Here is a 13,692-nt window from a genome sequence, read left to right as displayed (position 1 = left end):
CTACCGCGCCTCGTGGTTCGCCACGACCGCCTTCGCGACGGCCTGCATCAATTGCCAGCGTACCGGGATCGGTTCGGTGGTGCTGCCGATCATCACCGCGACCGCATAGCAGGTGCCGTCGGGCGCGGTCATGATGCCGATGTCGTTGAAGCCGGTCGAGCGCGCGCCCAGTTCCTGCCCCGTGCCGGTCTTGTGCAGATAGTGCCAGCCGGCCGGCACGCCGCCCTTGATGCGTTGCGGCCCGGTCTTCGCCTCGCCCATGATCGAGAGCAGCAGTTGCGACGATGCCGGGGACAGCATGTCGTTCTGCTTCAGCTTTGCCAGGGCGTGCACGATGGAGGAGGGCGCCGCGCCATCAGGCGGGCTGGCGAGATAATTGTCCAGCGCCTTCTGCCGCGCCGACATGGGCAGCTTGGCCCGGGCGGCGTAGAAATTGCGGCCGATGGAATAATCCTGCCGCCATTCCAGGCCGGCGGTGGTGGATTGGAGCAGCCGCTCACCGGGGCCGAAGCGGATATCCTTGATATAGCGCCGGGCGAGATAGCTGCGCACCGCGTCCGGCCCGCCGACGGCGCGCAGCAGCGTGTCGTTGGCGGTATTGTCGCTCTGCGTCATGGCGCGGCGCATGAGGTCGGAATAGGTGGTGGTCCAGCCCGCATTGCCGACCAGCGCCGCGGTTGGCTGGTGGAAGAGGGTCAGGTCCTTCTTCGTGATGGTGGTGCTGTCGCTCAGGCGGATCTTGCCGCGGTCCACCGCGTCGAGGAAGGTCATCGACACCCACAGCTTCGACACGCTCTGCTGCGGGAAGAGCAGATTGCCGTTCCAGGCGACGGTCCAGTCGCTGCCGACGCGGCGCACCGCGATGCCGACCTTGCCGTTGAAGCTCTGGCCGAGATTGCGGACGACGCTGACCAGGGCGGGCGGCGGCGTTTCCCGCTGGTCGACATTCAAGCTGTCAAAGGATTTGGGCGGATTGGCGACCGGTTTGATCGGGAAGGTCGCCGTGGTGGGCTGGGGCTTTTGCCCGACAGCCGCATAAGGCTGCTGCGGCGCGCTGACGCAGGCCGACAGCGCCGCCATCAACAGGACAAGCCGGACGGAGCCGCCATTGCCGCCATTTGGACGCCCTTTGCGCCCTCGCTTGAAATTGGTCATCAAAATCCCCGCACTCTCCTGTTTCATTAGGGTTCGCACGCGCGGCGGCTGACAAGAATCATGCGACGAACGATTCCACAAACGCGATGTAAGGAGGCTGAACAAAGCCCGCCTTAACTCAGTTGAGGTTCAGGCGGCGGCCTGCAAGAAGGCGGGCATGCGTGCAGTAATGAACAGACGGACCATGTTGCAGGGCGCGGCGCTGCTGCTGGCGGGTGGCGCGCTGGCGCCAGGGGCCTGGGCGGCGCCCTTCGCCTCCCGCCGGATCGCCGTCACGACGCGCGGGGCGGGGCGGGACGTCGTCCTGATCGCGGGCCTGGCGAGCGGGCCGGGACTGTGGAACGGGGTGGTCGGCGCGCTTTCGGGCTATCGCTGGCATCTGGTGCACATAAGGGGCTTTGCGGGGTTGCCGGCGGAGGCCAATGCCAGCGGGCCGCTGGTCCAGCCGGTGGCGGATGAGATCGCCCGCTATATCGCGGCGGCCGGGCTGGAACGGCCCGCCATTGTCGGCCACAGCATGGGCGGCACGCTGGCGATGATGCTGGGCCTCAAGGGGCTGGCGGGGCGGCTGATGGTGGTCGACATGTTGCCCGAAGGAGCGGCGATGGTTGGCGGCACGGCACAGGGCATGGGGTTCCTCGCCGATCAGCTTGGCCAATATTTCACGGGTACCAAGGCAGGCCGTGCCTATCTGGCGCAGATGCTGGCGGAGATGCCGGGCGCGCGCGGCAGCGATCCGGACGTGATCGCCAATGCGCTGCGCGATCTGGCCAATGTCGATCTGGGGCCGCAACTGGCGCGGCTCGCCCCGCCCATGGAGGTCGTCTATGCCGTCGGCAGCGATGCGGCGCAGGCGAGCGACATCGGCCGTACCTTCCGTGCCGCCTATGCCGCCAAGCGTGGCGTCCGGCTGGTGCCGGTCGGCCCCAGCGGCCATGTCGTCATGGCGGATCAGCCGGCCCGCTTCAACGCGATCCTCGGCGATTTCCTGAAGCCGATTTGACGTCGATCAAGGGCGGGGCGAGTCGGCGGCGCTAAACACAGGCTGACGCACCTCCTCGCGTCACTCCTCGACTGATGGCGCAGCGCGACCGGCGTTGCGCCATTTTTTTCAGGGGGTGAGCACCGTATCGACCGCCTGCGGCAACATGGCCGGATAATCGAGCGTGTAATGCAGCCCCCGGCTTTCCTTCCGGTGCAGGGCCGACCGGACGACCAGCCGCGCCACCTCCAGCAGGTTGCGCAGTTCGATCAGGTCGGGGGTCACGCGGAAATAGCCGTAATATTCGTCCACTTCCTTGGCCAGCAGGTCGATGCGGTGCTGGGCGCGCTCCAGCCGCTTGGTGGTGCGGACGATGCCGACATAGTCCCACATGAAGCGGCGGATTTCCTTCCAGTTATGCTGGACGATGACTTCCTCGTCCGAATTGGTGACGCGGCTTTCGTCCCAGGGGCGGATTGGCGGGGGCGCGGGCAGTTCGTGCCAATGGGCGCGGATATGCCGGGCGGCGGCTTCCCCGAAGACGAAGCATTCCAGCAGCGAGTTGGAGGCGAGGCGGTTGGCCCCGTGCAGGCCGCTTTCGGTCACTTCGCCCGCGGCATAGAGGCCCGGCAGGTCGGTGCGGCCGTCGAGGTCGATGACAACGCCGCCGCAGGTATAATGCTGCGCCGGGACGACCGGGATCGGCTCCTTCGTGATGTCGATGTCGAGGTCCAGCAGGCGCGCATAGATGGTCGGGAAATGGGTGCGCACGAATTCCGGCGGCTTGTGGCTGATGTCGAGATGGACATAGTCGAGGCCGAGCCGCTTGATCTCATGGTCGATGGCGCGGGCAACCACGTCGCGCGGCGCCAGTTCGGCGCGATCGTCGAAGCGGGGCATGAACCGCTCGCCGCCGCCCGGCACGCCGGGGGGGAGCTTGAGGTGACCGCCTTCGCCGCGCACCGCTTCGGTGATCAGGAAATTCTTGACCTCCAGATTGTAGAGGCAGGTGGGGTGGAACTGGTTCATCTCCATGTTGGAGACGCGGCAGCCCGCGCGCCAGGCCATGGCGATGCCGTCCCCGGTCGCCCCACGGGGCGCGGTGGAGAAGAGATAGGTGCGGCCCGCGCCGCCGGTGCAGAGGATCGTCGCCTTGCCCACTATGGCGTCGACATGCTTGCTCTGCTTGTTGAAGGCGTAGACGCCCCAGACATGGCCGTCGCCCGAATATCTCTCCCCATGGCGGCTGGTGATGAGGTCGACGGCGACCCTGTCCTCCAGCAGCGTGATGTTCGGATTGGCGCGGGCGGCCTTCAGCAGCGCGACCTGAACGGCATGGCCCGTGGCGTCGTCGACATGGACGATGCGGCGGTGGCTGTGGCCGCCTTCGCGGGTCAGGTGCCAGCGCTCGCCGAATTCCTCCCCGCTCCCCTCCTCATTGGGATTGAAGGGCACGCCCAGTTCGGCCAGCCGCTCGATGGCGGCGGGGGCCTCCGAGACGACGAATTCCACCGTGCTGCGGTCGTTCAGGCCCGCGCCCGCGACCATCGTGTCGTCGATATGCGCCTCGAAACTGTCACCGGCGTCGAGTACGGCGGCAATGCCGCCCTGCGCCCAGTTGGTGGAGCCGCCGTCGAGCGCGCCCTTGGCAAGGACCACGACCTTGCGATCCTGCGCCAGGTTGATGGCGGCCGTCAGCCCCGCCGCGCCGGAACCGATGATGACGACGTCATAGGTAGTGATGGGCATTTACTTACTCGCTCAGGCCGCGGCGGTCAGGTTGAGGAACACATCCTCCAGGTCCGGGTCGCGCGTTACCACGTCCACGATCGACAGGCCGCTCGCCTGCACGGCGCTCAGCACCTGGCCCGCATTGGCGCGGTTCTTCATATAGGTGATCGTCAGCGTGCGTTCGTCGGACAATTCTATCTTCTCGAAACTGGGGTCGGCGGGGGGCGTCACCACGTCGCGGTCGACCGTCACCTGCACCACTTTCTCCTGTGCCATGGCGATCAGTTCGCGGGTCGGCTTGTCCGTGATGACCTTGCCATGGTTGATGATGCCGATGCGGTCGCACAGCTCCTCGGCCTCCTCCAGATAGTGGGTGGTCAGCACGATGGTCACGCCCTGCCGGTTCAATTCCCGCACATAGGCCCAGAGCTGCTGGCGAAGCTGCACGTCGACGCCGGCGGTCGGTTCGTCCAGCACCAGGATCGGCGGCGAATGCACCATCGCCTTCGCCACCAGCAGGCGGCGTTTCATGCCGCCCGAAAGCGTCCGGGCATAGGCGTTGGCCTTGTCCTCCAGATGCACGGCGCGCAGCAATTCCATCGATCGGCGGCGGTCCCTGGGCACGCCATAATAGCCCGCCTGGTTCTCCAGCGTCTCGAACGGCGTGAAGAAGGGGTCGAAGACGATCTCCTGCGGGACGATGCCGATGCTGTTCTTGGCGTTGCGGGGGTTCTGGTCGATGTCGAAGCCCCAGATCCGCGCGGTGCCGCTGGTCTTGTTCACCAGGCCCGCGAGGATGTTGATCGTGGTCGACTTGCCCGCGCCATTGGGGCCGAGCAGGCCATATATCTGCCCACGCGGAATGGTGAGATTGATGTTGTCGAGCGCCTGCTTCCCGCCCTTGTAGACCTTGGAGAGGTTGGTGATCTCGATGGCGGCCTGCGGGGCGGGGGCGGGAGGGGGGGCGGTGTCGGTCATGGCTGCCTATCTGGGGGGAAAACAGGAGAAAATCAAAGCGCCCTGAAGCGCCGCTCAGAACTGATCGGCGATATCCTTCAATCCCAACAGCTTTCGCGGCGCTACCGTGCGCCAGCTCTTGTCCAGGCGGTCCCCGATATGGTCCCAGTCCGTATCGCCGAGGTCGAGCCTGATGCCGACCCAGCCGTCGCCGAAATAAGCGGGGCGGTAATAGCGGGCGGGGTCACTCTCGATCAGCATGGCCTGTTCTTCGGGCGCCGTCGTCTTGACGAGGATGGCGATGACGCCGTCGCCGTGATTACCTTGAGAGAAATAGGCGAATTTCTTGCCCTTTTCGATGCCGAAGCAGGGCATGCCATGGGACGTGACCTCATCCGCCTGCGGCAGGGCAAGGGCGTGTTCCCTGACCTTGTTCAGCAGCCATTCGGGCTGGCGTTCGCGGGTGACGAATTCCGCCAGCGTGCGGGGATAGAGCTGATGTTCCGCCATCAGGACGCGCGCGGCCAGGCTCTCGGCGGTGTCGCCGGGCAGGATCGCGACCGCGGTCTGGCCAAGCACCGGCCCGTCGTCCAGTTCCGCGGTGACGATGTGGACCGAGCAGCCGGCATGGGAATCGCCGGCGTCAAGCGCCTGCTGGTGCGTGCCGAGGCCCTTGTATCTAGGCAGCAGGCTGGGGTGGATGTTGAGCATCCGGCCCTCCCATCCTGCGACGAATTCCGGCGAGAGCAGGCGCATATAGCCGGCGAGCGCGACATATTCCGCGCCGGCGCTGCGCAGTTGCGCGTCGACGATCCGGTCGAACTCGGCGCGCTTCAGCCCCTTGTGGCTGTGCGCGAAGGTGGGGATGCCCTCTGCGGCGGCGAGTTTCAGGCCGGGGGCTTCGGGGTCGTTGGCGGCGACCAGAACCAGCTCATAGGGGCAGGACGGATGCCTGGCGGCATAGAGCAGCGCCGCCATGTTCGAGCCACGTCCGGAAATCAGAACGCCGACCTTTGCCTTCACTTGCACAGTCCCCGTCCGGTTCGCGCGACTCACCCCAGATGGGTGGCGGTCCATTCGGCCCTGGCGCTCCACGTTTCCTGGGAGCCCCTGACCGTGCAGCCCCGTTCGCCTGCTTCCACCATGCCGACCCGCAGCACGGTTTCGCCCGCCGCCTCAAGATCGGCGGCCACGGCGTCGGCTGCGCCTGCGTCCACCGCCAGCACCATGCCGACGCCGCAGTTGAAGGTGCGCGCCATCTCTTCCGGCTCGATATTGCCCTGGGCCTGCAGGAAGGCCATCAGGCGGGGCTGTTCCCAGCCATCGGCGTCGACCACGGCGTGGCAACCGTCGGGCAGCACGCGCGGGATGTTTTCCAGCAGGCCGCCGCCCGTGATATGGGCCAGCGCATTGATCCTGCCCGAGCGGACCAGCGGCAGCAGCGACTTCACATAGATGCGCGTCGGGGCCATCAGCGCGTCGATCAGCAGCACCTCATTGTCGAAGATCGCCGGCCGGTCGAGCTTCCAGCCCTTGTCCGCGGCGAGGCGGCGGACCAGCGAGAAGCCGTTGGAATGCACGCCCGAAGAGGCGAGGCCGAGCAGCACGTCGCCCGCCTTCACCTTGTTGCCGGTCAGCGCCCTGGACCGTTCCACCGCGCCGACGCAGAAACCGGCGAGGTCATAGTCGCCCGGCCCGTACATGCCCGGCATTTCCGCCGTTTCGCCCCCGATGAGGGCGCATCCGGCCTGCTTGCAGCCCTCCGCTATTCCCGCGATCACCCGTTCGGCGACACCGCTTTCCAGCTTGCCGGTGGCATAATAGTCCAGGAAGAAGAGCGGTTCGGCGCCCTGCACGATCAGGTCGTTGGCGCACATGGCGACAAGATCGATGCCGACGCCGTCATGGGCATTGTGGTCGATGGCGAGCTTCAGCTTGGTGCCGACGCCGTCATTGGCCGCGACCAGCAAGGGATCGTCATAACCGGCCGCCTTCAGGTCGAAGAAGCCGCCGAAGCCGCCCAGTTCCGCGTCGGCGCCGGGGCGGCGGGTGGCCTTGGCAAGCGGGGCGATGGCGCGGACCAGCGCATTGCCCGCGGCGATGTCGACGCCAGCCTTGGCGTAGCTGTAGGATTCGGTGTCGCTCATGGCCGTCGCCCCTAAGCATTTTCAGGTCAGATGGAAACATCTGACCGCTGAAGAAAATGCGACAAGCCCAATAACGCACAAAGGAGGGGAAAACGAAACGGGAAATGGGTTGCCGCTTGGCAGCGCAGGCAAATCCCGCCAAAAGGACGCGCGTGAACGTGCCTTCTGTCCTTCGCGGCCTGTCCCTCCGGCCTCTGAACCTGTTTCGCGCGGTGTCGCGCCCTCTCCAGATTCTGGGCGCGATCGTGCTTGGCCTCGCTGCCGCGACTCTGGTCGCGCAGATGGAGGGGGAGCGCGGCGTGCCCCCGATCGCCAGCGGCGGCGATTTCCAGGTGAGCCATGTCAAGGTCGACGTCTTCGCCAAGGATGCCGACAGCGCGCGCACGGCCGGCTGGCGGCTGGCGCAGCGGCGGGCCTGGCAGATGCTGTGGGCCCGGACCCATGGCGGCAGCGGCGCGCCGGCGCTGTCCGATTCGCAGCTTGAAGGCATGATCTCGGGCATAGAGATCGAATATGAGCAGGCCGGGCCGAACCGCTATGTCGCCACGCTGGGCGTGATGTTCGACCGGGCGCGGACCGGCCAGTTGCTGGGCGTCACCGGCAGCAATGTCGTGCATTCGCCGCCGCTGCTGGTGATCCCGGTGCTGTGGGACGGCGGGTCGGCCGTGTCCTATGAACGGATCAACGAATGGCAGAGGGCCTGGGCGCGTTTCCGCACCGGGGACAGCGCCATCGACTATGTCCGCGTGGCGGGGTCCATCGCTGACCCGATCCTGCTGAATGCGGGGCAGACCGGGCGGCGCGGGCGGCTGTGGTGGCGCGTGCTGCTCGACCAATATGGCGCGGCGGACGTGGTGATACCGATCGCCCGGCTCGACCGGCAATATCCCGGCGGTCCGGTGACCGGCACCTTCACCGCGCGCTATGGCCCCGACAATTTCCTGATCGGCAGCTTTTCCCTGCGCGCCTCCAACGACAGCGCGATCCCGCAGATGCTGGACCAGGCGACGCAGCGGATCGACCAGCTTTATACCCAGGCGCTGAATGACGGCCGCCTGCGTCCCGACCCGTCGCTGATCATCGAGGAGCCGGTCGATCCCAATGCGCTGGAGATCGAAAATGCGGCCGATCTGCCGGTGGAAACGCTGGACATGCCGGCGGTCTCCGCCACGACGCGCAGCTACGCGATCCAGTTCGACACGCCCGACGTCGGATCGGTCGCGCAGGGCGAGGCCGCCGTGCGTTCCGTCCCGGGCGTGCGTTCGGCCGCGACCAGCAGCCTCGCGCTCGGCGGCACGTCGGTCATGCAGGTGAGCTTCGACGGCACCGTCGATTCGCTGCGCGCCGCGCTGGCCGCCAAGGGATATAATGTCGCCGTGTCAGGCAACACGTTGCGCATCCGCCGGGGCGGGGGAAGCGGAGCCCCCGCCGCCCAATGACCGGCGCCATGCGACAGATCAGCCTGCCGTTCGACCGGCCTGATCGGGCGAGCGGCGAGGATTTCCTGGTCAGCGACGCCAATCGCATCGCCGTCCGCCATCTGGAGAATTGGCGGGAATGGCCGCTGTCGATCAGCGTGCTGAGCGGGCCGCCCCTGTCGGGCCGTTCGACATTGGGCCGCCATTTCGTCGCGCAGAGCGGCGGGACGATGATCGACGATGCGCAGGGGCAGGATGAGCAGGCGCTGTTCAACGCCTGGAACGATGCGCAGACGGCCCGGCGCCCGCTGCTGCTGATCGCGGACGCGCCGCCGGCGCAATGGCAGGTGGCCCTTCCCGACCTGCGGTCGAGGCTGGCGGCGGCACCCCATGTCGCGCTGGAGCAGCCGGACGAGGCGCTGGCGCATGCCCTGATCGATCGGTTCCTGGCATCGGCCGGGGCAAGCTATGCGGCGGATTTGCCACAATGGCTGCTGCGCCGGATCGAGCGCAGCTATGCCGCCATCGCCGCCGTGACGCGCCTGCTGGACGAGGCGGCCTTGTCATCGGGACGTAAGATTTCTGCCGCTATGGCGAAAGATGTCCTGCAAGGTGCGGGATTTTTGCCTATAGTCCCGGACTGATCCTCCGGTTCCGAACGATGAGAGACATGTGGCCGAAGCCGACCCATCCGCCAGCCTGACCCTGCCCAGCGACCGCTATTTCAACCGGGAACTGTCCTGGCTGGCGTTCAACCAGCGCGTGCTGGAGGAGGCGATGAACCGGGCGCATCCCTTGCTGGAGCGGCTGCGCTTCCTGTCGATTTCCGGCGCCAATCTGGACGAGTTCTTCTCCGTGCGGGTGGCGGGCCTCAAGGGGCAGCAGTTGCAGGATGTCGACATGCGCTCCGCCGACGGGCTGACCCCGGCGCAGCAACTGGCCGCCATCACGGAGGAAACCGCCCGGCTGATGGCTGCGCAGCAGAAGGTATGGGGTGCGCTGCACGGCGAACTGGTGCAGGTGGGGATAGAGGTGGTCGGCCCGTCCACCGCGCTGGACGAAAGCTGCGAGAACTGGCTGCGGGATCATTTCCTGACGCAGATCTTCCCGATCCTGACGCCGCAGGCGCTGGACCCGGCGCATCCCTTTCCGTTCATCCCCAATCAGGGCCTGTCGATCGTCTTCGACCTGGAGCGGCTGTCGGACAAGCAGCCGATTCGCGAACTGGTGATGATCCCGTCCTCGCTCGCCCGTTTCGTGCGGATGCCGGGGGAAACGGCGCGCTATATGGCGCTGGAGGCGGTGGTCCGGCGCTTTTCCGCCGACCTCTTCCCCGGCTATCGCGTCCGCAACAGCGGCGTGTTCCGCATCATCCGCGACAGCGACATCGAAATCGAGGAAGAGGCGGAGGATCTGGTCCGCTATTTCCGCAGCGCCATCAAGCGCCGCCGGCGGGGCCGCGTGATCCGCATGGAGATAGAGGAACGCATCCCCGAGCCGGTCGAGGAGATGTTGCAGGACATGCTCCAGGGCCATGACGCGATCATCGCGGAGGTGGAGGGCTTTGTCGGCATCGGCGACCTGTCCGGCGTGGTGGACGAAGATCGGCCGGACCTGAAGTTCGAGCCCTATGCCCCCCGTTTTCCGGAGCGCATCCGCGAATATGGCGGTGATTGCTTTGCCGCGATCCGGGCGAAGGACATTGTCGTCCACCATCCCTATGAAGCCTTTGACGTGGTGGTGTCCTTCCTGAAGCAGGCGGCGTCCGACCCCGATGTCATGGCGATCAAGCAGACGCTGTACCGCGCGGGCAAGCAGTCCGCGATCATCCGGGCGCTGATCGACGCGGCCGAGGCGGGCAAGTCCGTGACCGCCGTGGTGGAACTGAAGGCTCGCTTCGACGAGGAGCAGAACCTGATGTGGGCCGACGCGCTGGAGCGCGCGGGGGTCCAGGTGGTGTACGGCTTCATCGACTGGAAGACCCATGCCAAGGTGTCGATGGTCGTCCGGCGGGAAGGGGAGGCGTTCCGCACCTACTGCCATTTCGGCACCGGCAACTATCATCCGGTGACGGCGCGCATCTACACGGATCTCAGCTTCTTCACCGCCGACCCTGCCTATGGCCGGGATGCGGCGGCGCTGTTCAACTACATCACCGGCTATGTCGAGCCGCAGCGGCTGGAAAAGCTGGTCATGTCGCCGCGCGACCTGCGCAACCGCCTGTGCGACCTGATCGATGCGGAGATAGAGCATGTCCGCGCCGGGCGGCCGGGAACCATCTGGGCGAAGATGAATTCGCTGGTGGACCCGGCGATCATGGAAAAGCTGTATGCGGCGAGCAATGCGGGCGTGCAGATCGAACTCATCGTGCGCGGCATATGCTGCCTGCGTCCGGGCGTGCCGGGCATGTCGGAGAATATCCGGGTGAAGTCGGTGGTCGGCCGCTTCCTGGAGCATAGCCGGATCACCGTCTTCGGCAATGGCAAGGCGCTGCCCAACAACGGCGCGAAGGTGTTCATCAGTTCGGCCGACTGGATGCCGCGCAATTTCGATCGGCGCGTGGAATTTCTGGCTCCGGTCGAAAACCCGACCGTGCACGACCAGATCCTGGACCAGGTGATGGTCGCCAACCTCATCGACAGCGAGCAGAGCTGGGTGCTGGACAGTGACGGCCATTACAGCCGGGTCGAGGCAGGCGACCGGCCGTTCAACCTGCATCGCTATTTCATGACCAACCCGTCCCTTTCGGGCCGCGGCGCCGCGCTGGACAGCGAGGCGGTGCCGACGCTGCGCCTGCGCGGGCGGGCCTGAACCGCATGAATTCCATGCTGAGCCAGGTCCGGGCGCTTGCCCCCGGCATGGCGACGTCCCCCCATCGGGCCAAGGCGCGGACCGCGATCATCGACATTGGTTCCAACAGCGTGCGCCTGGTCGTCTATGATGGGCCGCGCCGCATTCCCTTCATCCTCTTCAACGAAAAGGTGATGGCGGGATTGGGCGCGTCCCTGGGCAAGACTGGCCGGATCGAGGCGGAGGCCATGGACCGGGGCCTGCGCGCGATCGGCCGCTTTGCCCATCTTTGCCGCGAGATGGAGGTGCAGGAAGTGCGCTGCGTCGCCACCGCCGCTGTGCGGGACGCGGAAAATGGCGACGATTTCATCCGCCGCGCCAGCGCCATGGGGCTGGAGGTCGAATTGCTGTCCGGCGGGCAGGAGGCGATCGCCGCGGCCTATGGCGTGCTGTCGGGCATTCCGGGCGCGGACGGCATTGTCGGCGATCTGGGTGGTGGCAGCCTGGAACTCGCGCGGATCCGCGATGGTGCGGTGCATGAGACGGTGTCCCTGCCGCTGGGCGTGCTGCGCCTGCCGCAAATCCGCGCCAAGGGGCCGGCGGTGCTGGAACGCATGGTCAAGAAGATGCTGGCCAGGGCCGGGTGGAATGCGCCTGCGGATCTTCCCTTTTTTCTGGTCGGCGGATCCTGGCGCGCGCTGGCGCGGTTCGACATGGAACTGACCCAGTTTCCGCTTCCCGTCGTCCACCAATATGAGATGCCCGCCGCGCGCGCCGAACAATTGACGCGCATCGTGTCCCATGTCGGCAAGGCGCGGTTCAAGGATATTCCCCAGATCACCGGATCGCGCGTGCCGACCCTGCCGGATGCGGCGGCGCTGTTGTCGGTGATCGTGCGCCAGTTGAAGTCCAGCAGGCTGGTCGTGTCGGCCTATGGCCTGCGCGAAGGCCTGCTGTTCAGCGATCTGCCGCCGGATATTCGGGCGGATGATCCGCTGCTGATCGCGGCGGAGGCGGAGGGCGAGGCGCAGGCGCGCTTCACCGGTCATGGCGACATGATCGAACGCTGGATCGCCCCGCTGTTCCTGGAGGATGGCAGCGCATGGCGGCGGATTCGCCGGGCGGCCTGCCTGCTGGCCGATGTCGGCTGGCGCGCCAATCCCGACTTCCGGTCGGACCGGGGCGTCGAGATCGCGCTGCACAGCAATTGGGTCGGGATCAACGCGACCGAGCGCGCCATGCTGGCGCAGGCGTTGCACAGCAATTTCGGCGGCGGCGTGTCGACGCCGCCCGGCATCGAGCGGCTGGCCCCGCCCGAAGCGCTTCAGAGAGCGACCTTATGGGGCCTGGCGATCAGGCTGGGGCAGCGGCTGTCCGGCGGAGTGGAGGGGCCTTTGCTGGCCTCCCGCCTGGAGATGGACGGCAATGTGCTTGAACTGCGGTTGCGAAGCGTGGACGCCGATCTTTTCGGCGAAGCGGTCGAGCGGCGGCAGCGGCAACTGGCCCAGGCCATGGGCGTGAAATACCGGCTGGTCTGGTAGGGCGGATCGACATTCGGCCCTGACGGCCTGTAAATGGCGGCTTTCCGTGCTTCCGGTGCTCCCATACTGGAAGTACGCTGCCCGCCGGGTCACGAAAAATCAGCATTTCCGGCTCGTCATCATCTGAATGTCGATCCGGCCTGGGAGATTGCCCGGAAATGCGCCTTTCGCACATTTTCCGGGCAATGTTTAAGGCTATGCCTCACGCAGGCAGGGCATGGTCCGGCGTTCAGCCTCAGCTGCGGACGTCCTGCTCCGTCACGGGCGCGATCTTGATTTCGACGCGGCGGTTGGCCGCCTTGCCCTCCGCCGTGGCGTTGGAGGCGATCGGCTGGGTTTCCCCGAAACCGCGCGTGGCGATGCGGGCCGACTGGACGCCGTGCGTCGTCAGATAATCGCCCACCGCCTGGGCCCGCCGTTCCGACAACGCCTGATTATAGGCATCGGTGCCGTCGCTGTCGGTGTGGCCGTAAACGTCGATATAGGTCTTGGGATATTGGGCCAGCACGGAAGCGACGTCATTCAGCGTCGGCTGGAATTGCGGTTGCACAGCGGAACTGTCCGTGGCGAAGGTGATGCCCGACGGCATGCGGAGCACCAGATTGTCGCCGTCGCGGATCACGTCCACGCCGCTGCCGGCGGTTTGTTCCCGCAATTTTCGTTCCTGCGCGTCCATATAGGCGCCGATGCCCGCGCCCGCGACCGCGCCGATGCCCGCGCCCAATATCTTTTCGGTGCGGTCATGGCGGCCGCCGACCAGATCGCCCAGCAGATAACCGCCCAGCGCGCCGCCGATGCCGCCGATCGCCGCCTTGGAAATGGTACGGTTGCCGGTGTTGGGATCGGTGGTGCAGGCGGTGGTGGCCAGCATGGCGGCCAGGCCGGCGACGCCGATGATGCGATGAGAATTCCGCATGTATATGGTTCCCTTTCTCGTGCGTCCGAACGGAGCGGATGCACCCCCAATGGTT

The 13,692-nt window shown here is 66.4% G+C and carries 11 protein-coding genes; 5 read left to right on the top strand and 6 right to left on the bottom strand.

Translation table 11 applies throughout. From position 1 onward, the window contains the following. On the bottom strand, positions 1-1,155 hold the full coding sequence (locus ACN9MX_RS07835) for a serine hydrolase (protein WP_426386586.1): 1,155 nt from the start codon (positions 1,153-1,155) through the stop codon (positions 1-3). A 169-nt stretch (positions 1,156-1,324) separates the two neighbouring features. On the opposite strand from ACN9MX_RS07835, the gene ACN9MX_RS07830 reads away from it, so the two are divergent. Further along, the gene (locus ACN9MX_RS07830) at positions 1,325-2,158 is read left to right on the top strand and encodes an alpha/beta fold hydrolase (RefSeq protein ID WP_426386585.1); all 834 of its coding nucleotides are present in this window, start codon (positions 1,325-1,327) and stop codon (positions 2,156-2,158) included. 108 nt (positions 2,159-2,266) lie between these two features. Here the strand turns inward: ACN9MX_RS07830 and nadB are convergent, their stop codons facing one another. Genes nadB through purM form a run of 4 tightly spaced genes read right to left on the bottom strand, consistent with a single transcriptional unit; the run spans position 2,267 to position 6,972 of the window. Further along, the gene (gene nadB / locus ACN9MX_RS07825; RefSeq protein ID WP_363739035.1) at positions 2,267-3,886 is read right to left on the bottom strand and encodes an L-aspartate oxidase; all 1,620 of its coding nucleotides are present in this window, start codon (positions 3,884-3,886) and stop codon (positions 2,267-2,269) included. 12 nt (positions 3,887-3,898) lie between these two features. Beyond that, positions 3,899-4,846, bottom strand: a complete 948-nt coding sequence (locus tag ACN9MX_RS07820; RefSeq protein WP_426386584.1) for an ABC transporter ATP-binding protein — start codon at positions 4,844-4,846, stop codon at positions 3,899-3,901. Between the two features lie 54 nt (positions 4,847-4,900). Beyond that, positions 4,901-5,902, bottom strand: coding sequence for a phosphoribosylglycinamide formyltransferase (gene purN / locus ACN9MX_RS07815; RefSeq protein ID WP_426386583.1), 1,002 nt, complete (start codon positions 5,900-5,902; stop codon positions 4,901-4,903). Beyond that, entirely contained in the window at positions 5,878-6,972 is a 1,095-nt protein-coding gene (gene purM / locus ACN9MX_RS07810) for a phosphoribosylformylglycinamidine cyclo-ligase (RefSeq protein ID WP_363739041.1), read from the bottom strand. Before purM ends, purN begins: the two co-directional genes overlap by 25 nt. Positions 6,973-7,124: 152 nt before the next feature. Between purM and ACN9MX_RS07805 the strand changes: the two genes are divergently transcribed. From ACN9MX_RS07805 to ACN9MX_RS07790, 4 genes are read left to right on the top strand one after another with little or no spacing between them, the layout of a single operon-like run. Next, entirely contained in the window at positions 7,125-8,411 is a 1,287-nt protein-coding gene (locus tag ACN9MX_RS07805; protein ID WP_426386582.1) for a heavy-metal-associated domain-containing protein, read from the top strand. Between the two features lie 8 nt (positions 8,412-8,419). Further along, complete coding sequence (locus tag ACN9MX_RS07800; protein ID WP_363756693.1) at positions 8,420-9,034, top strand: chromosomal replication initiator DnaA; 615 nt, start codon at positions 8,420-8,422, stop codon at positions 9,032-9,034. A 28-nt stretch (positions 9,035-9,062) separates the two neighbouring features. Then, a complete protein-coding gene (locus ACN9MX_RS07795) occupies positions 9,063-11,201 on the top strand; it encodes an RNA degradosome polyphosphate kinase (RefSeq protein ID WP_363739047.1) in 2,139 nt (712 codons plus the stop codon). A 5-nt stretch (positions 11,202-11,206) separates the two neighbouring features. Continuing rightward, on the top strand, positions 11,207-12,721 hold the full coding sequence (locus ACN9MX_RS07790; protein ID WP_363739049.1) for a Ppx/GppA family phosphatase: 1,515 nt from the start codon (positions 11,207-11,209) through the stop codon (positions 12,719-12,721). Positions 12,722-12,956: 235 nt separating this feature from the next. Here the strand turns inward: ACN9MX_RS07790 and ACN9MX_RS07785 are convergent, their stop codons facing one another. Further along, on the bottom strand, positions 12,957-13,637 hold the full coding sequence (locus tag ACN9MX_RS07785) for an OmpA family protein (protein WP_133653619.1): 681 nt from the start codon (positions 13,635-13,637) through the stop codon (positions 12,957-12,959). Positions 13,638-13,692: the final 55 nt, after the last annotated feature.

Source organism: Sphingobium sp. R-21 (genome assembly GCF_049913335.1).
Lineage (GTDB): Bacteria > Pseudomonadota > Alphaproteobacteria > Sphingomonadales > Sphingomonadaceae > Sphingobium.
This window is presented reverse-complemented; position numbering and strand designations above follow the sequence as displayed.

Excerpts from the sequence above, each read along its gene's own strand:
- ACN9MX_RS07835 (WP_426386586.1), bottom strand. The coding sequence starts at position 1,155 with ATGACCAATTTCAAGCGAGGGCGCAAAGGGCGTCCAAATGGCGGCAAT.
- ACN9MX_RS07830 (WP_426386585.1), top strand. The coding sequence starts at position 1,325 with ATGAACAGACGGACCATGTTGCAGGGCGCGGCGCTGCTGCTGGCGGGT.
- nadB (WP_363739035.1), bottom strand. The coding sequence starts at position 3,886 with ATGCCCATCACTACCTATGACGTCGTCATCATCGGTTCCGGCGCGGCG.
- ACN9MX_RS07820 (WP_426386584.1), bottom strand. The coding sequence starts at position 4,846 with ATGACCGACACCGCCCCCCCTCCCGCCCCCGCCCCGCAGGCCGCCATC.
- purN (WP_426386583.1), bottom strand. The coding sequence starts at position 5,902 with ATGGACCGCCACCCATCTGGGGTGAGTCGCGCGAACCGGACGGGGACT.
- purM (WP_363739041.1), bottom strand. The coding sequence starts at position 6,972 with ATGAGCGACACCGAATCCTACAGCTACGCCAAGGCTGGCGTCGACATC.
- ACN9MX_RS07800 (WP_363756693.1), top strand. The coding sequence starts at position 8,420 with ATGCGACAGATCAGCCTGCCGTTCGACCGGCCTGATCGGGCGAGCGGC.
- ACN9MX_RS07790 (WP_363739049.1), top strand. The coding sequence starts at position 11,207 with ATGAATTCCATGCTGAGCCAGGTCCGGGCGCTTGCCCCCGGCATGGCG.
- ACN9MX_RS07785 (WP_133653619.1), bottom strand. The coding sequence starts at position 13,637 with ATGCGGAATTCTCATCGCATCATCGGCGTCGCCGGCCTGGCCGCCATG.